Origin of the sequence: Pseudooceanicola sp., from assembly GCF_029213205.1 — a bacterium.
In the GTDB taxonomy this organism is placed as follows: Bacteria; Pseudomonadota; Alphaproteobacteria; order Rhodobacterales; family Rhodobacteraceae; genus Pseudooceanicola.
The window spans coordinates 1-15,150 of record NZ_JARGNH010000004.1 but is presented as its reverse complement, the minus strand read 5'-3'; the positions used below and the strand labels follow the sequence as shown (position 1 = coordinate 15,150).

At 62.8% G+C, this 15,150-nt stretch carries 16 protein-coding genes and 1 tRNA gene; 4 read left to right on the top strand and 13 right to left on the bottom strand.

The features are described 5' to 3' along the window. Window positions 1-2: 2 nt before the first annotated feature. On the top strand, window positions 3-773 hold the full coding sequence (locus tag P1U48_RS04690) for a MerR family transcriptional regulator (RefSeq protein ID WP_301067701.1): 771 nt from the start codon (window positions 3-5) through the stop codon (window positions 771-773). A gap of 71 nt (window positions 774-844) precedes the next feature. Then, window positions 845-921 (top strand) — tRNA-Pro (locus tag P1U48_RS04685). Between the two features lie 7 nt (window positions 922-928). Here the strand turns inward: P1U48_RS04685 and P1U48_RS04680 are convergent. The 3 genes from P1U48_RS04680 to P1U48_RS04670 form a co-directional block, all read right to left on the bottom strand. Beyond that, complete coding sequence (locus P1U48_RS04680; RefSeq protein ID WP_301067700.1) at window positions 929-1,705, bottom strand: STAS/SEC14 domain-containing protein; 777 nt, start codon at window positions 1,703-1,705, stop codon at window positions 929-931. Window positions 1,706-1,934: 229 nt separating this feature from the next. Next, complete coding sequence (locus P1U48_RS04675; RefSeq protein WP_301067698.1) at window positions 1,935-2,330, bottom strand: OB-fold domain-containing protein; 396 nt, start codon at window positions 2,328-2,330, stop codon at window positions 1,935-1,937. Continuing rightward, complete coding sequence (locus P1U48_RS04670) at window positions 2,330-3,484, bottom strand: thiolase domain-containing protein (protein ID WP_301067697.1); 1,155 nt, start codon at window positions 3,482-3,484, stop codon at window positions 2,330-2,332. The genes P1U48_RS04675 and P1U48_RS04670 overlap by 1 nt, the downstream gene beginning before the upstream one ends. Before the next feature lie 155 nt (window positions 3,485-3,639). Here P1U48_RS04670 and P1U48_RS04665 point away from each other — a divergent pair, with 155 nt between their 5' ends. After that, complete coding sequence (locus tag P1U48_RS04665; protein WP_301067696.1) at window positions 3,640-4,716, top strand: 2'-deoxycytidine 5'-triphosphate deaminase; 1,077 nt, start codon at window positions 3,640-3,642, stop codon at window positions 4,714-4,716. 78 nt (window positions 4,717-4,794) lie between these two features. On the opposite strand, the gene P1U48_RS04660 is transcribed toward P1U48_RS04665, so the two are convergent. The 7 genes from P1U48_RS04660 to P1U48_RS04630 all read right to left on the bottom strand — a co-directional run bounded on the left by P1U48_RS04660 (window position 4,795) and on the right by P1U48_RS04630 (window position 11,600). Further along, the gene (locus P1U48_RS04660; RefSeq protein WP_301067695.1) at window positions 4,795-4,941 is read right to left on the bottom strand and encodes a hypothetical protein; all 147 of its coding nucleotides are present in this window, start codon (window positions 4,939-4,941) and stop codon (window positions 4,795-4,797) included. 68 nt (window positions 4,942-5,009) lie between these two features. After that, entirely contained in the window at window positions 5,010-5,738 is a 729-nt protein-coding gene (gene scpB / locus P1U48_RS04655) for an SMC-Scp complex subunit ScpB (RefSeq protein ID WP_301067694.1), read from the bottom strand. Then, window positions 5,735-6,538 carry a ScpA family protein gene (locus P1U48_RS04650; RefSeq protein WP_301067693.1) on the bottom strand — a complete coding sequence of 268 codons (804 nt, stop codon included), beginning with the start codon at window positions 6,536-6,538 and terminating at the stop codon, window positions 5,735-5,737. The genes scpB and P1U48_RS04650 overlap by 4 nt, the downstream gene beginning before the upstream one ends. Continuing rightward, a complete protein-coding gene (locus tag P1U48_RS04645) occupies window positions 6,531-7,535 on the bottom strand; it encodes a glycoside hydrolase family 3 N-terminal domain-containing protein (protein ID WP_301067692.1) in 1,005 nt (334 codons plus the stop codon). Before P1U48_RS04645 ends, P1U48_RS04650 begins: the two co-directional genes overlap by 8 nt. 6 nt (window positions 7,536-7,541) lie before the next feature. Next, window positions 7,542-8,513, bottom strand: coding sequence for an SPOR domain-containing protein (locus P1U48_RS04640; RefSeq protein WP_301067691.1), 972 nt, complete (start codon window positions 8,511-8,513; stop codon window positions 7,542-7,544). An 83-nt stretch (window positions 8,514-8,596) separates the two neighbouring features. After that, a complete protein-coding gene (gene argS / locus P1U48_RS04635; RefSeq protein WP_301067689.1) occupies window positions 8,597-10,342 on the bottom strand; it encodes an arginine--tRNA ligase in 1,746 nt (581 codons plus the stop codon). A gap of 82 nt (window positions 10,343-10,424) precedes the next feature. Beyond that, window positions 10,425-11,600 carry a deoxyguanosinetriphosphate triphosphohydrolase gene (locus tag P1U48_RS04630; protein WP_301067688.1) on the bottom strand — a complete coding sequence of 392 codons (1,176 nt, stop codon included), beginning with the start codon at window positions 11,598-11,600 and terminating at the stop codon, window positions 10,425-10,427. Between the two features lie 115 nt (window positions 11,601-11,715). Between P1U48_RS04630 and P1U48_RS04625 the strand changes: the two genes are divergently transcribed. After that, window positions 11,716-12,039, top strand: coding sequence for an iron-sulfur cluster assembly accessory protein (locus P1U48_RS04625; RefSeq protein WP_301067686.1), 324 nt, complete (start codon window positions 11,716-11,718; stop codon window positions 12,037-12,039). 41 nt (window positions 12,040-12,080) lie between these two features. Here the strand turns inward: P1U48_RS04625 and P1U48_RS04620 are convergent, their stop codons facing one another. The 3 genes from P1U48_RS04620 to P1U48_RS04610 all read right to left on the bottom strand — a co-directional run bounded on the left by P1U48_RS04620 (window position 12,081) and on the right by P1U48_RS04610 (window position 14,835). Further along, window positions 12,081-13,007, bottom strand: coding sequence for a DMT family transporter (locus P1U48_RS04620; protein WP_301067685.1), 927 nt, complete (start codon window positions 13,005-13,007; stop codon window positions 12,081-12,083). Next, a complete protein-coding gene (locus P1U48_RS04615) occupies window positions 13,004-14,098 on the bottom strand; it encodes a hypothetical protein (RefSeq protein ID WP_301067683.1) in 1,095 nt (364 codons plus the stop codon). Before P1U48_RS04615 ends, P1U48_RS04620 begins: the two co-directional genes overlap by 4 nt. A gap of 65 nt (window positions 14,099-14,163) precedes the next feature. Beyond that, on the bottom strand, window positions 14,164-14,835 hold the full coding sequence (locus P1U48_RS04610; protein ID WP_301067682.1) for a DUF6749 domain-containing protein: 672 nt from the start codon (window positions 14,833-14,835) through the stop codon (window positions 14,164-14,166). Window positions 14,836-15,150: the final 315 nt, after the last annotated feature.

The window sequence follows — 15,150 nt, the reverse complement described above, 5'->3', positions numbered from 1 at the left end:
CAATGGCCAAATCCGCGGATGCATTCCGCACCATCAGTGAAGTTTCGGAATGGCTGGAAACGCCAGCTCATGTGCTGCGCTTCTGGGAGAGCAAATTCGTCCAGGTGAAGCCGGTCAAACGGGCCGGCGGGCGCCGCTATTATCGCCCTGGCGATATGGAATTGCTGGGCGGCATCAAGCACCTGCTGCATGAAGAGGGAATGACGATCAAGGGCGTGCAAAAGCTGCTGCGCGAACGCGGGATTGGCCATGTTGCCGGACTCTCGCCGAAGGCGGCGATTGCGCGGGACAGCGCCGAACCGGCGGATGAGCGGCGTGATCCACCACAAGCCATGCCACAGGCCGAGACCGGCATCACCGCCCCGCCGCAGCCGGTCGCCCCGCCCCCTGAGCCGCCGCTGACCGCTCCGCCGGTCGCGGAGTCCGCCGATGATGAGACCGACGCCCCTGCCCCCGAATTCCCGCCAAAACCGCGGCGGTTTACCGCCCCGGACCCGGACACCACGACCATTGTGCCGTTCCGCCATGACGACAGCACCAGCCCCGCCGCCGAAGCGCCGGAGGAGGATGCCGCGCCTGCTGCCCCGGCCCGGCCTGCACCGATTGTGGTTGATGTGCCGCCCGATCCGCAGGACGCGGATCTGGCCGCCGGACCCGGCCTGCTGACCCTGATCGCCCGGCGTCAGGTGCCGCTTACCGCCAGCGCCGCCGCCAAAGCGACGCCGTTGGTCGAGGCGTTGAAAACCTGGGCCGAGCAACAATCGAAACTCTGAGAAACCGCGATCTGCAGCTGGTGGATTTAACCCTTGCCACTGGCCACAGATTTGATACCACGCGGGCAGTTCGGGCTATAGCGCAGCCTGGTAGCGCGTCCGTCTGGGGGACGGAAGGTCGCAGGTTCGAGTCCTGCTAGCCCGACCAAATCACCTCATGCCGTTTCTGACATCGGCTCTTTCACCCAGGCCCAGGCTTCGGCCTCTTCGGCCATCGGGAAAATCCGGATGTCGACCCGGCTGACCAGCCTGGCAAAGCCGACAAACGGGCGCACCCAGCCGGAATCGGTGACAATCGCATAGCGATCCAGCGCCTGCACCGCGTCCCATTTCATCCCGATCAGCGATTTGTCGAACAGCAACTCCGGGTCGAAGCCGCCAAAATGTTTCAGCCGTACCAGCGCGTTGAACTTGCCACCCTTGTCCAGCCGCTCGCGGAAGGGGCGCACCAACGCCTCGATCTGATCGTCGTCCATGTAGCCGTCCAGCTCGAAGGCCAGCACGTCGTCATCGCCCGACTCCAGCATCCGCAGCCCCGGTGTCTCGGGTTTGCGCGGCTTCTCGGTCAGATCACCGGCCCAAGCCTCGGCCTCGGCCCGCTCCTTGGCGCCAAAGGCACGGACCTGCATCCGCGGCACGATCGGGTTGAGGTAACGCACCAGGCCCGCCATCACCCGGTTGTCAGTGATCAGCGCGCAGCGGGGCATTTTCGACAATTCCCCCAGCAGCCCCATCTCGTGCAGCACGTCCTCGAGCATCGCACCGGCGGAAACATCGGTGAACTCTTCCAGATCGACCAGCAGGCCAGCCCGGCCAGCGGAATCGAGCGCCTTGTGAAACTCCGGATAGAACCGACGCACCTCATCACGGGTCACCTCGCCAATGACCTTGATCCGCAACAGCGGGGAGTTCGAGGTGTCGAGGGTAATCATGTCAGCCTCCTGATCTGGGTCACACGGGACAACGCCACGCCTGACTCCGAGATGGGGCATGCCGCGGGGGATTCAAGTGATCCGGGATGCCCACGCTTGCGGTATCGCTCGAGGAGCGTGCAGGAAGAAGCTGAATTTCTTGGATTGTTAGTTCCCATCGCGACATCGCGGCAGGCCTGAAAAAGGGGCCGACGCGAACGCCGGCCCCGATCAAATCACGTTTCGATGCTCAGGCCAGATCGGCGAAGAGATACACGTCGTCGTCGCTGATCTTGTCGAACACCATCTTGGTGCGCTTGCCGATCTCAAGGTCGTCCACCAGCCCGTCACGGAAGCGGACATAGACAAACGGCCCGCCGTCCAGCTTGACATAACCGAGGCCAAACGGACCGGTCGGCGATTTGCGCATCACTGTCCAGGTGTAGATCTCACCCTCGCCGGAATGCTCTTCCCAGACCGTTTCCGCCTTGTGGCAGAGCGGGCAAAGGCTGCGCGGATACCAATGGATCTCGTTACACGCCGGGCAGCGCCGGACCATGAACTTGCCTTCCTTGGCCGAATCCCAAAACAGCTTGGTTTCTTCGTTCTTGTCGACCTTGGGGTATTTGTGGCTTGTCTCGACCATTATCCACGCTCCAGAATTGCTGCGGCTGACCCGTGGCGCACCGTCAGGGTGCCGCCAATGCCGGTCACCAGGGCGATGTCACAATTGGGCACCTGAACCTTTTCATGCGCTTCGCCGCGCAATTGGCGCACGGCTTCAAGCACTTTGGTCATGCCGCCGCGGTTCACCGGGTGGTTGTTGCAGAGGCCACCGCCATCGGTGTTGAACGGCAATTTGCCGACACCCGAGATCAGGTTGCCGTCCTGCACGAACTTGCCGCCCTCACCCTTCTTGCAGAAGCCCATATCTTCGATCTGCATCAGCACGGTGATGGTGAAACTGTCATAGATCGAGGCGTATTTGATGTCGTTGACCGTGACACCCGCCTGTTCCAGCGCCTTGGGCCCGGACACACCCAGACCGGATTTCGTCAGGTCCAGAACGCCGCCGCCCGCTTGTCCCTTGAGGAACTGCGCCGCCGACAGAACGTTGACGATCGGCTTACCCAGCGATTTGGCGATTTCCGGCGTGGTCATCACAAAGGCGCCACCGCCCTCGGACACGACGCAGCAATCGAACATATGCAGCGGATCGGCGATCATCGGCGAATTCACCACGTCCTCGACCGTTACAACACCCTGCAGCATCGCATTCGGGTTGTATTGCGCATGCTGGGATGCGGCGACCTTGATCCAGGCGAGCTGTTCGCTGGTGGTGCCGAATTCATGCATATGACGCTGCGCGGCCAGGGCATAGAGGTTCGGCGGCGTGCCATTGTAGCCGGCTTCAAAGCCATGTTCAGCGCCCGGAACCCGGACCACTGGCGGCGCGGTGCGCGGTTTGCCCGCAAGGGTGCAGAGCGCCACCTTGCATTTGCCCATGACGATCGCTTCGGCCATCTTGCCGACATGCATCACATAGGACGACCCGCCGGTGTCGGTGCTGTCGTAATGGGTCAGCTGGTTGGTCAGGCCCAGGTAATCGGCCATCGCCATGATACCACCCGGGGCGTCACCGCCGCAGAAATACCCGTCCACATCGTCCCAGCTCAGACCGGCATCCTTCAGGGCGCCATCCGCGACTTCTGCGTGCAGTTGCCAGATCGACTGATCCGGGCACTTTCGCAGAGGATGTTCATAAATGCCTGCAATACAGGCCTTTCTCTTAATGCTCATAAGCAGTCCTTTTCCCGTGTTCGGGGAAATATTACTTGCCGACCGGTCGAAGTCCACCCGGCAAATGGCAGGTCAGCGCCACTTTTCATCTATGTGCGATGGCTCTAGGGTTCGGCGGAACTCGCCCCGGCAGATCGGGCAATATGGGGACATGAATGACCGGGATTTACGCCAGCCAGCACCTTAGGACAATGATCGCCGCCGGACAGATCCGCGCCACGCCTGAGGTGAGCGAGGCGCAGATTCAGCCCGCCAGCCTGGATCTGCGGCTGGGCAACCGGGCCTGGCGGGTGCGCGCCTCGTTCCTGGCCGGGCATGGGCGCAAGGTCGCCGACCGGATGGCCGAATTCGAAATGCATCAGGTCGACCTGAGCCATGGCGCGGTGTTGGAAAAGGGCTGCGTCTATGTGGTGCCCTTGATGGAATCCCTGGCCCTGCCTGCCGGGCTGGAAGCAATGGCCAATGCCAAAAGCTCGACCGGGCGGCTCGATCTGCTGACCCGGGTGATCACCGATGGTGGCGAGGAGTTCGACCGGATCCCGGAGGGCTATCACGGCCCGCTCTACGCCGAGATTTGCCCGCGCAGCTTTTCGGTTCTGGTGCGCCCTGGCATGCGGCTGAACCAGATCCGGTTTCGCAACGGCGCTGCGGTGCTGGATGACGACGCCTTGCGCGCCCTGCACGCGCGGGTGCCGCTGGTCGATGGCAAGGCAATGATTGACGAAGGGCTCGGCTTTTCCGTCGATCTGCGCCCCGAGGGCAGCGATCTGGTCGGCTTTCGCGCCAAACCGCACACCGGGGTCATCGATCTCGACAAGATCGGGCAGTACGACCCGGCCGACTACTGGGAAGAGGTGCGCAGCAAGACCGGGCAGATCATCCTCGATCCCGGCGCCTTTTACATTCTGGTCAGCCGCGAGGCGGTCTGCATCCCACCGGATCACGCTGCCGAAATGGCACCCTATGTCGCGATGGTCGGTGAATTCCGGGTGCATTACGCGGGCTTTTTCGACCCCGGCTTTGGCTGGGCCGAAGCCGGGGGTGCCGGGTCGCGCGGGGTGTTGGAGGTGCGCTGCCACGAGGCGCCATTCGTGCTGGAGCATGGTCAGGTGGTCGGGCGGCTGATCTATGAACGCATGCAGGACCGACCGGAAACGCTCTATGGCACCGGAATCGCGTCGAATTATCAGGGTCAGGGTCTGAAACTATCCAAGCATTTCAAGGCGATCTGATCACCAGCGGGCGCAGTTGATCCATCGGTCCGCAAAGTTACCCCTGCGAATTCCTGCCGCTCGCCGCGCTCGAAAGGCTTAGCTGTCGTCGGACAGACGTTGCCGGGATTTGCCGCCCTTGCCGGCCTTGCCCATCAGCCCGTCAATGCCGGCATTGATGCCCCGGCCCATGACGCGCCGAATGACCTGGTTGATCACCATGTTGATTATGCGGTTCAGATCCATTGGATCCTCCTGTCTCTGCGCTCAATTCACTGCCAACTCTATCGCCGGATCGCGCCCTTTTTATGGCGTCAATTCTGATCCGGCGCAGCGTCGTCGTGATCTTGGTCGTCGTGATCTTGGTCGTCGGGCAGGTCAGTCCCCCCGGCATCTTCGAACATATCCACCTGGCTGGCATCCTGCGCATCCGCGTCCTCTTCACCCGGCGCGCCCGGCGGTGGCCGGTTGTCGAGCAAGCCAGCGGCGCGCAGTTCCTTCAGCCCTGGCAGATCGCGGGCGGTTTCCAGCCCGAAATGATCGAGGAAGTTCGGCGTCACCACGAATGTCACCGGGCGGCCCGGCGTCATCTTGCGGCGGCCAAAGCGGATCCAGTCGAGTTCCAGCAATTGATCGATGGTGCCACGCGACACCGAAACACCACGGACCTCTTCGATCTCGGCCCGGGTGACGGGCTGATGATAGGCGATGATCGCCAGCGTTTCGATCGCGGCACGGCTCAGCTTGCGGGTCTCGACCGTCTCTTTCTGCATCAGAAACCCGAGGTCCGGCGCGGTGCGGATTGCCCAGGCATCGCCGACCCTGACCACCTGAACCCCGCGCCCTTCATAGCGTTTGCGCAGCGCGGTCACCGCCGCCTGCCCGTCCGATCCATGCGGCATCCGCGCGTTCAGATCGGCGACACTGACCGGATCGGCGGTGGCGAACAGGATTGCCTCGACCATCCGCTCCTGCTCGTCCAGGGGCGGCGCTTCGAACAGGGTTTCGCGCGGCGCTTTGGCGTTGTCAGGGGTGTCGGTCATTTCTCTGGCGCCTCGCCCCGGTCGCGGCGGCGCAGCTGGATGGCGCCGAACACCTCGGATTGGCGCAGCTCAACCAGCCCCTCCTTGGCCAGTTCCAGAGAGGCCGCAAAGGTCGCGGCATGGGCCGAGCGGCGCGACATCCGGTCCAGCTTCCAATCCTCAGGCAGATAGGCGGCGATATCGGTCCAATTGCCAGCAAAGCCGATCAATTTGCGCATCCGGTCCAGCGATTGTTCCATCGTGTGAATGTGCAGGCGGTCCATCACGAAAGGGCGGAATTCATCCTTGGTGCGGATGCGTGCATAGGCCTGCATCAGGTCCAGAAGGGTGGCAGTGTAGCTCACCCGGCGCACCCGAGTTACATCCTCGGTGATGCCCCGGGCAAAGAAATCGCGCCCCATCTGGTCGCGCGCCATCAGCCGCGCCGCCACGTCGCGCATCGCCGCCAGCCGTTCCAGTTGAAACGCCAGATGCGCCGCCAGATCCTCACCCGAAGGGCCGTCCTCTGTCGGGTCGGGAGGCAGCAGCAGCCGGGATTTCAGAAACGCCAGCCAGGCCGCCATCACCAGATAATCGGCGGCGAGTTCGATCCGCAACTTGCGGGCCTGTTCGACAAAGACCAGATATTGCCGGGCCAGCTGCAGCACCGAAATCTTCAGCAAATCGACCTTTTGGGTGCGCGCCAGGCTCAACAGCAGATCGAGCGGCCCTTCATAGCCGTCGACGTCAATGATCAGCGCCTCGGCGGCCAGCCGGTCGGCGACCGAAACCGCGTCTTCCTGAAATTCCTGCTCAGCCATGCAAGCGCCCGTTCAACAAGGCCTCCAGCTTGGCTTCCATCGCCGGAATGTCAATCGCATCCGGGGTGCGGCGGGCGGCCATGGCGCGTTCGGCCCGGGTCTGCGCTGCGGCGCTCATCCGGCCCGACGCCTCGACCACCGCCCGGCGGGTCGCCAGATCGGCATTGCACAGCAACACCACATCACAGCCCGCCGCCAGCGACGCGGCGGCCAGATCAGCGGGGGGGCCAGCCAGCGCCTTCATGCTGATATCATCGGTCATCAGCAGCCCGTCAAAGCCCAGGTCCTGGCGGATGCTCTCGATCATCGGCGCATTCAGCGTCGCTGGGGCATCGCCCCAGGCCGGATAGGTGATATGCGCGGTCATGCCCAAGGGCAGGTCATTCAGGGCGCGAAACGGCACCGCGTCCGAGGTCGCCCAATCCAGCGGGCTGATATCGACCACCGGCAATTCCAGATGACTGTCAGCGACGGCGCGGCCATGGCCGGGAATATGTTTCACCACCGGCAGCACGCCGCCGGCCAGATGTGCCTCGGCCACCACCCGGCCAATCGCGGCTACCTCTTCGGGATCCGTGCCATAGCAGCGGTTTTTCAGGAACGGGTGGGTCGCCTCGCTGGCCAGGTCGACCAGCGGCGCGCAATTGCAATCGACCCCGATGGCGCGCAGCTCATCCGCAATCAGCCGGTAGCGCAGATACATCGCCTCATCCGCATGCAGCCCGGCGCGGGTGACATGCGCCAGCGGTGGCAACCAGTCGCGCCAATGCGGCGGCCGCAGCCGTTGCACCCGCCCGCCCTCCTGATCGATCAGGATCGGCACGTCACGGCCCACGCTGTCGCGCATCTCCGCGGTCAGGGCGCGCACCTGGTCTGGGCTGTCGATATTGCGGGCAAAGAGGATGAAGCCAAAGGGATCGGCCTCGCGGAACAGCGCCTTTTCCGCCGCGCTCAGCCGCAAACCTTCGGCATCCAGAATGGTGGCGCCAAAAGCCATGTCAGGTCACTTGGTCATGACCGGGATGCATTCGGATTTCTGCGCGACAAAGGCCGCGCAAAACCGGCGGGCATCCGAGATATCGGCAAAGCCCATCGCCCGCAGCCGATAGAAGGCACGGCCACCCGAGCTGGCCTTTTGCACCACCCTGAGCTTGCCCTCCAGATAATCACCGAACTGCGCATCGAATTTCGTCCAGGCGCGCTGCGCATCCTCGGCGCTGTCAAAGGCACCGAGCTGGGCCAGCGGCGTATGGGCGGGAATGGTCACCGGGTCGATATCGAGGCTGGGCACCAGCGGCACGGGCGCGTTGATCGGACCGGACCCGACCGAGGCCGCAGCGGGCAGGGTTTCGGCATCCGGCTTTGACGCTGCGGCGGGGGGCGTGATGACCAGCTGCGCCGGGCGCGGACGCGGGCGCAGTGACCGGGCCAGGCCCTTTTTCGGCTTGACCGCCGCGACGTCTACTTTTGCGCCCGAAGCGCCGGTTTCTGCATCGGCCTCGGCCCGGGGCTTCACCAGCGGATCAAGCTTTTTCGCATTGGCGGCCAACGCCGTGGCCAGATCCTCGATCCGGCCAGAACGCCCGGGCGATGCGGCAGATGCCGAAACCTGGGTAATCTGCGATCTGGCGAGCAGGGCCGAATTGGCGACATCTTCTTCGGACAGCCCGATTGGACGCGGCGCCAGGATCACCTGATCCGGCGGCGCCGCTGCGGCGCCCTGGCCGGCAACACGATTCACCGCCAGCCCCTGATTGGGCGCAGGCTTGCCACCCGGCGTTTCCGGGCGCACCCGCATTTCGCCGCTGACCGCCTGGATCACCGGGATGCCAGACACGTCGCGCTGCATCATCTTGTAGCCCCAGACGCCGATACCGACGACCAGCGCCAGCGACAAAACGCCCGCCGCCGCATTCACCACTGTGCCTATGGATTGCCCGTTAACGACCGCGTAGTCGCGATCGTCTGCCTGCATCTGTGCCATCTCGCCTCGCTCGCCGGGCCCCTGCCCGGTTCGGATCGGTCTATCTTGACTCTGCTCCTCCCGGCACGGTGCAATTAACGCATCTCATTCGCCGGAGTTACGCCAAGAATACCAAGACCTGACGAAATGACAACGGCGCTGGCACGTGCCAGGGCGATTTTCGCCTGCGACGTGGCTTGATCGCCCTCCTGCAGGAACCGCAATTGCGGCTCTTCATGGCCGCGATTCCACAAGGCGTGGAAATCCCCGGCCAGATCATAGAGGTAAAAGGCGATCCGATGCGGCTCATGGGTGCGCGCGGCAAGCTCGACCTGACGCGGCCATTCGGCCAGGGCCCGGGCCAATTTCAACTCGGCCGGGTGCACCATGCCAGAGAGGTCGGCAACGGCGAGCTGGGCGTCATCACAGTCGATCCCGGCGTCGGCCGCGCGGCGCAGCACGCTGTTCACCCTGGCATGAGCATATTGCACATAGAACACCGGGTTTTCGCGGGTCTGTTCGGTCACCTTGGCGAAATCGAAATCCAGCGGCGCGTCATTCTTGCGGGTCAACATCACGAACCGGGTCACGTCCGGGCCAACCTCGTTGACTACATCGGCCAGGGTGACAAAGGTGCCGGCGCGTTTGGACATCTTGAACGGCTCACCGTTCTTGTAGAGCTTGACCAGCTGGGTCAGCTTGATGTCGAGCGGCACGCGCCCCTCCGACAGCGCCGAAACCGCCGCCTTCATCCGCTTGACATAGCCGCCGTGATCGGCCCCGAATACGTCAATAAGCGCGTCGAAGCCTCTGGAAACCTTGTCGAAATGATAGGCGATATCCGGAGCGAAATAGGTCCAGCCGCCGTCCGATTTCTGGATCGGGCGATCGACGTCATCGCCGTGGTCGGTGCTCTTGAACAGGGTCTGTTCGCGCGGTTCCCAATCCTCAAGGGTCTTGCCCTTGGGCGGTTCGAGCGTGCCGCGATAGATCAGGCCCTTGGCGTCGAGATCGGCAATCGCCGCCTCGATCTTGCCGGTGCCGTAGAGCGATTTTTCCGAAAAGAACACATCCATCTTGACCCCGAGCCGGGCCAGATCGGTGCGGATCAGATCCATCATCGCCGCGGTGGCGAATTCACGGATATCCTGCAGCCAGACCTCTTCGCCCTGGCCGACAAAGGCGTCCCCGACCTTGTCCTTCAGCGCCTGACCGACCGCGATCAGGTAATCGCCGGGATAGGTGCCATCGGGAAAGGCGACCTCCTGCCCATGCGCTTCGAGGTAGCGCAGATAGACCGAGCGGGCCAGGACGTCGACCTGAGCGCCACCGTCGTTGATGTAGTATTCCCGGGTCACCAGATGGCCGGTATAGGCCAGCAGAGAGGCCAGGGCATCGCCGAACACCGCCCCCCTGGTGTGGCCAACATGCAGCGGGCCGGTCGGATTGGCCGAGACATATTCGACATTGACCTTGGCACCCTGCCCCAGGTCGGAGCGGCCGAATTCGCCACCAGCCTGCAAAATCCCCTGGATGACGCCCTGCCAGACCTCGGTCGACAGCCGCAGGTTCAGGAACCCCGGCCCGGCGACCTCGGCGCTGTCGATGCGCGGATCGGCGGCCAGTCGTTCGGCCAGCGCCTCGGCAATCTCGCGCGGCTTTTTGCCTGCGGGTTTGGCCAGCACCATTGCGGCATTGGTCGCCATATCGCCATGCGCGGCGTCGCGCGGCGGCTCAACCGTGACATTGCCAGTGACCAGCCCCTCGGGCAGCACCCCGGCGCCGGTCATCTCATTCAGGCAGTCGATCACCAGGCTGCGGATGTCGGAAAAGATGTTCATGGCCATGTCCTGCGAAGATCAGCCTGCGGTTTAGCATCACGCGCTGCGAACGCAACCGGGCTGTGCGTCACATGTCGCGGTGCTAACCGCCCGATCCCGCCGGTGTCAGCCCCTCGATCCCGCCGAGCAGCCTGGCATGTTCCTGGATGGCGAACCGGTCGGTCATGCCTGAGATGTAATCACAGACGATCCGCGCCAGCGCCACCTTGTCGCCTTCGATATCGGCCACGTCCTTGCGCCATTGCTTGGGCAGCAGGTCGGCCTGATCCATGAACAGAGGGAACAGATCGCTGATCACCTGGGTGACCTGTTTGCGCACCACGATCACCTCGGGCGCGCGATACATCCGATGGAACAGAAAGCTGCGGATCTGTTTGAGATCCCGCCAGAGCGCGGGCGAAAACTGCACCATCATCCGCCCGGCAGCGCGGATATCGGTGACATCCTGCGGGTCCAGGGCGGCCAGATTGGTGCGGCTGACAGCGATCACATCCTCGACCAGGACGCCAAAGAACCGGCGCAGCGCCTCGTGGCGACGGCGATAATAGTTTAGACCGGGATAGCGCCGGTCCACCGCCGCAAAACACTCATCAAGGATTGGCAATTCGGCCAGCTCATCGGTCGAAAACAGTTCGGCCCGCAGCCCGTCATGCAGGTCGTGATTGTTATAGGCAATGTCATCAGACAATGCCGCGACCTGCGCCTCAGCCCCGGCATGGCTGTGCAATTCCAGATCGTGCCGGGCGTTGTATTCGGCCAGCGCATAGGGGATCGGCGGGGTCACCGGTCCATTGTGTTTGGCAATGCCTTCAAGGGTTTCCCAGCTGAGGTTCAACCCATCCCATTCGGCGTAATGACGTTCCAGCCGAGTCACGATGCGGATCGCCTGGGCGTTGTGGTCAAAGCCGCCATAGGGGGCCATCAGCACATGCAGCGCGTCCTCGCCGGTATGGCCGAACGGCGGATGCCCCAGGTCATGCGCCAGCGCCACCGCCTCGGTCAGCTCCAGGTCGAGCCCGAGCGTGCCGGCAATGGTGCGCGCCACCTGCCCGACCTCAATCGAATGGGTCAGCCGGGTGCGATAATAATCGCCCTCATGTTCGACAAACACCTGGGTCTTATGCTTGAGGCGACGAAACGCCGAGGCATGGATGATCCGGTCCCGATCCCGCTGAAAACAGGAGCGAAAGGTGCTTTCTTCTTCGGCCACCAAACGGCCCCGCGTCCGCTCTGGACGGCTGGCATAGATCGCGCGCATTTTGGTCCCCGGGGCCTTTTGCGGCCCTCACTTGTCGCCCATTTGTTGACTGCTTATATTGCAGAGACGCGACTTGCAAAATCTCCCGCGAAGCTCCCACCGGAAGAGGCCTCAGATGAACCTGCCCCCCAACGTCACAGACCGCGCCTTTTCCCGGCTCGCTGAAATCGGCGCGGGCGACGACGGCATGGCGCTGCGTGTCGCCGTCGAAGGCGGCGGCTGTTCGGGCTTTCAATATGAGATCAAGCTCGACGCGGTCGACCCTGATGACCTGGTGTTGGAAGGCCAGGGGCAAAAGGTGGTGGTGGATAGCGTGTCGCTACCGTTTCTGACCGGCGCCACCATAGATTTCAGCGAAGAGCTGATTGGCGCGCGCTTTGTCATCGAGAATCCGAATGCCACCAGCTCTTGCGGATGCGGCACTTCATTTTCCATGTGAATCATTCACTTCTGCGGCGAATCTTATCCATCGCATGACCCCTATTCCGCTGGAACAATCCCGGTTCTGACCGCAGTCACCAGGCGCCGGTCCGCCATCACCCGATCATAGATCAGATAGGCGCCCGAGGCGATCACGATGCTGACGCCGAGCAGGATATGCACGCCCGGCACTTCGCCAAAGAACACCGCACCAAGGATCACCATCCAGACGAATTGCAGGTTCATCAGCGGCGTCACCGCATAGGCGACCAGCTGCCGCAGTGCCACCACCAGGATCCAGCGAGCGGCAAACAGCACCGTCGCGTAGCCCGCCGCCCAACCGAAATCGACCAGCGGCATCGGCACATAGACGAACGGCAGCGCCAAAGCCATCACCGCGACCAGCGCCAGATTCGGGTACAGCACCTGCGCCAGGGCATTCTGTTCGAACCGGCCGATATAGCGCGCCATGATCATCGACAGGGTGCCGCAGAAACTGGCCGCCAGAGCAATGGCATGGCCGGGGCCAAAGGTCGCCACCCCTTCGGGAAACAGGCACAGCACCCCGACAAAGCCCGCCGCCAGGGCAAACCAGACAGCCGGGCGCAGGTGTTCCCCCAGCACCGGGCCGGACAGCAACCCGGCAAACAGCGGAACCAGCCCAATGAAAACAAAGACCTCGGCAAAGGGCAGCAGGCGGAACGCATAGAAATAGCAGGTCGCCGACACCACTGTCATCACCGAGCGGATCGCCATGGCGCGCGGGCAGCGGGTGCGCAGACCGCCCCCTGAGCCGCCGCCTTTCAACCGGTCGGCGGCCAGGCTCATCGCCACCACCAGCCCACCGGAAACCACATAAAGCTGCGGCGCGGCATAGGCGCCCGCCAACAGCTTGGTGATCGCGTCGGCTGACGAGATCAACGCGGTGTAGAGCAGAACCATCAAGGTGCCGCTCAGCGCCGCGCTTTTCATGAGCCCCGCCCTCATGCCAGCCTCTGCAGCGGCATCGGCATTGGCAATCCGGTGCGGGCAAAGCCGGCAAAGAAGGCATCGAAATCAGCGCAGGCGGCTTCGGCCTCTTGCAGGACCAGCATCGCGTCGTCGTTCAGCATTTCAGCAACATAGCCGCGCATCCGGCCCCAATCACCACTGCGGCTGCTGTCGAGGTCGAGCATCGCCTGTGACATTTGGCGCAACGGTGCCGAGCGGCGCGGCGCGGCGTGAAAGCTGAGCGGGCCAAAACTGACCGGACGCGCAAAGGCCCTGTCACCGGCCATCGAACGCGACCAGTTGCAGACCAGGAATTCGTGGTAATCGTCATGGCTCGGCGTGGCGCAATCGTCAGCAGCAATGACGAAGCTGGCAGTGTGAGTGGTCAGCCAATCGTCCCAGATCGCCGGTGGCATGACATTGGCATAGCGCATCGCGACGCAGATTTCGGCCAGCAGGTCGGCGTTCTGATCGAGATAGGCCAGCGTGCCAGCAAAGGTCAGGCTCTTTTCGGCTTCCAGACCGAAATCCAATGACTTTCGACCATATTCGGTGAGATAGAAAATCGTATGGGTCAGCTCATAGGCGGCCTTCTTGTTCGGCATCGCGAAAGTGGCTGAACGTGAGATGAAACCATGCAGGCGATCGGTCAGGCCGCCATCTTCGGGCAGAGGGTCACGGCCCCGACGCAGCATCAGGCGGCGCGCTTCGGCGCGTTGCAGATCCGACAGTTCGGCCCGGGCCAGCCCCTGATCCGCGGCCCAATCGACGAGCCGCGCGCCCTTGTCGCCGCCGATGCCCAGGTCTTCGAGGTCCAGGCAGATCGACAGCAGAAAGCGATAATATTGCGGGAAAAAGCTGAGGCGCTTTTCGATGCCGTTGTAGAACTCCTGGTGCACCGCGAGGGCCTGTTCGTCAGGCTGCGTGCCGGTGCATTCCAGGATGTTCAACAATTCGGCGTTTTCCTTCAGCCAGAAGACATCGTCACCCAGGCGACGGTCCTCTGCGAAGCTTGCCGTGAGGGCGGCCAGACGGTCGGCCTCGCTCCGGGCGCGGGATGGGAAGGACAGTTGAACTACGTTGGTCATGGGATCATCTCCTTGTTTCCAGCGGCGAACCCTGTCGCCCCCTCATCCGCACCTAGGATCGTGGCTTACGAGCCCGACGAGAACATGTGGGTCGCGTCGCCCTCAATGACGGCGGTTTCCGCTTTCGGAGCCGAACCCGAGGAGAACATTTCCACGGCGTCGCCTTCGATGGCGGCGGTGGTTTTCACCGGGGCGGAGCCCGAGGAGAACATCTCAACCGCGTCACCTTCGATGGCCGCGGTGGTTTTCACCGGAGCGGAACCCGAAGAGAACATCTCAACCGCGTCACCTTCGATGGCCGCGGTGGTTTTCACCGGAGCGGAACCCGAAGAGAACATCTCAACCGCGTCGCCTTCGATGGCCGCAGTGGTTTTCACCGGGGCGGAGCCCGAGGAGAACATTTCCACGGCGTCGCCTTCGATGGCCGCGGTGGTTTTCACCGGAGCGGAGCCCGAAGAGAACATTTCGACGCCTTCGCCGATCAGCGCGGTGACCGAAGCCGCCGGAGCCGAGCCGGAGGAGAACATCTCGACGCCTTCACCAGCCAGGGCGACAGTGGATGCGACGGGGGCGGAACCTGACGAGAACAGGCCGGTCACGTCGCCGGTCAGGGCGTTGCTGGATGCGGAGGGCGCGGAGCCCGAGCTGAACATTTCAACGGCGTCGCCGTCGAGCAGGCTTGCGCCGGAATTTTGCTGAATTTCAGTGGCGATGTAGTGTTTGCGAAGTGCTGACATCTTGTGTCTCCAAGGTTGCGGTTGATACCAAAACGCTTGCACGCACCCGCTGACTGACAAACACGAATTTCTGTTCAAACGTGTTGAGAAATTCAAATCCACATCGCATAGGCGCCGCAACCAATTGTATTAAAACAATAAAATTGTGATCGAAAAAACGCCGAAAGCGGCTGCATTTGCGATCAGCCAATTTCGAAAGTGACGCGATAAAGATCCAGACAGCAATTCAATGTGACGCCATTAGGATGCAATTGGTTAACTGTCACGTCCCGTAAGCTGGTAAGGAATTTTCTTGAACAGCTCTGGTTTGAGTTT

Excerpts from the sequence above, each read along its gene's own strand:
- P1U48_RS04690 (WP_301067701.1), top strand. The coding sequence starts at position 3 with ATGGCCAAATCCGCGGATGCATTCCGCACCATCAGTGAAGTTTCGGAA.
- P1U48_RS04680 (WP_301067700.1), bottom strand. The coding sequence starts at position 1,705 with ATGATTACCCTCGACACCTCGAACTCCCCGCTGTTGCGGATCAAGGTC.
- P1U48_RS04675 (WP_301067698.1), bottom strand. The coding sequence starts at position 2,330 with ATGGTCGAGACAAGCCACAAATACCCCAAGGTCGACAAGAACGAAGAA.
- P1U48_RS04670 (WP_301067697.1), bottom strand. The coding sequence starts at position 3,484 with ATGAGCATTAAGAGAAAGGCCTGTATTGCAGGCATTTATGAACATCCT.
- P1U48_RS04665 (WP_301067696.1), top strand. The coding sequence starts at position 3,640 with ATGACCGGGATTTACGCCAGCCAGCACCTTAGGACAATGATCGCCGCC.
- P1U48_RS04660 (WP_301067695.1), bottom strand. The coding sequence starts at position 4,941 with ATGGATCTGAACCGCATAATCAACATGGTGATCAACCAGGTCATTCGG.
- scpB (WP_301067694.1), bottom strand. The coding sequence starts at position 5,738 with ATGACCGACACCCCTGACAACGCCAAAGCGCCGCGCGAAACCCTGTTC.
- P1U48_RS04650 (WP_301067693.1), bottom strand. The coding sequence starts at position 6,538 with ATGGCTGAGCAGGAATTTCAGGAAGACGCGGTTTCGGTCGCCGACCGG.
- P1U48_RS04645 (WP_301067692.1), bottom strand. The coding sequence starts at position 7,535 with ATGGCTTTTGGCGCCACCATTCTGGATGCCGAAGGTTTGCGGCTGAGC.
- P1U48_RS04640 (WP_301067691.1), bottom strand. The coding sequence starts at position 8,513 with ATGCAGGCAGACGATCGCGACTACGCGGTCGTTAACGGGCAATCCATA.
- argS (WP_301067689.1), bottom strand. The coding sequence starts at position 10,342 with ATGAACATCTTTTCCGACATCCGCAGCCTGGTGATCGACTGCCTGAAT.
- P1U48_RS04630 (WP_301067688.1), bottom strand. The coding sequence starts at position 11,600 with ATGCGCGCGATCTATGCCAGCCGTCCAGAGCGGACGCGGGGCCGTTTG.
- P1U48_RS04625 (WP_301067686.1), top strand. The coding sequence starts at position 11,716 with ATGAACCTGCCCCCCAACGTCACAGACCGCGCCTTTTCCCGGCTCGCT.
- P1U48_RS04620 (WP_301067685.1), bottom strand. The coding sequence starts at position 13,007 with ATGAGGGCGGGGCTCATGAAAAGCGCGGCGCTGAGCGGCACCTTGATG.
- P1U48_RS04615 (WP_301067683.1), bottom strand. The coding sequence starts at position 14,098 with ATGACCAACGTAGTTCAACTGTCCTTCCCATCCCGCGCCCGGAGCGAG.
- P1U48_RS04610 (WP_301067682.1), bottom strand. The coding sequence starts at position 14,835 with ATGTCAGCACTTCGCAAACACTACATCGCCACTGAAATTCAGCAAAAT.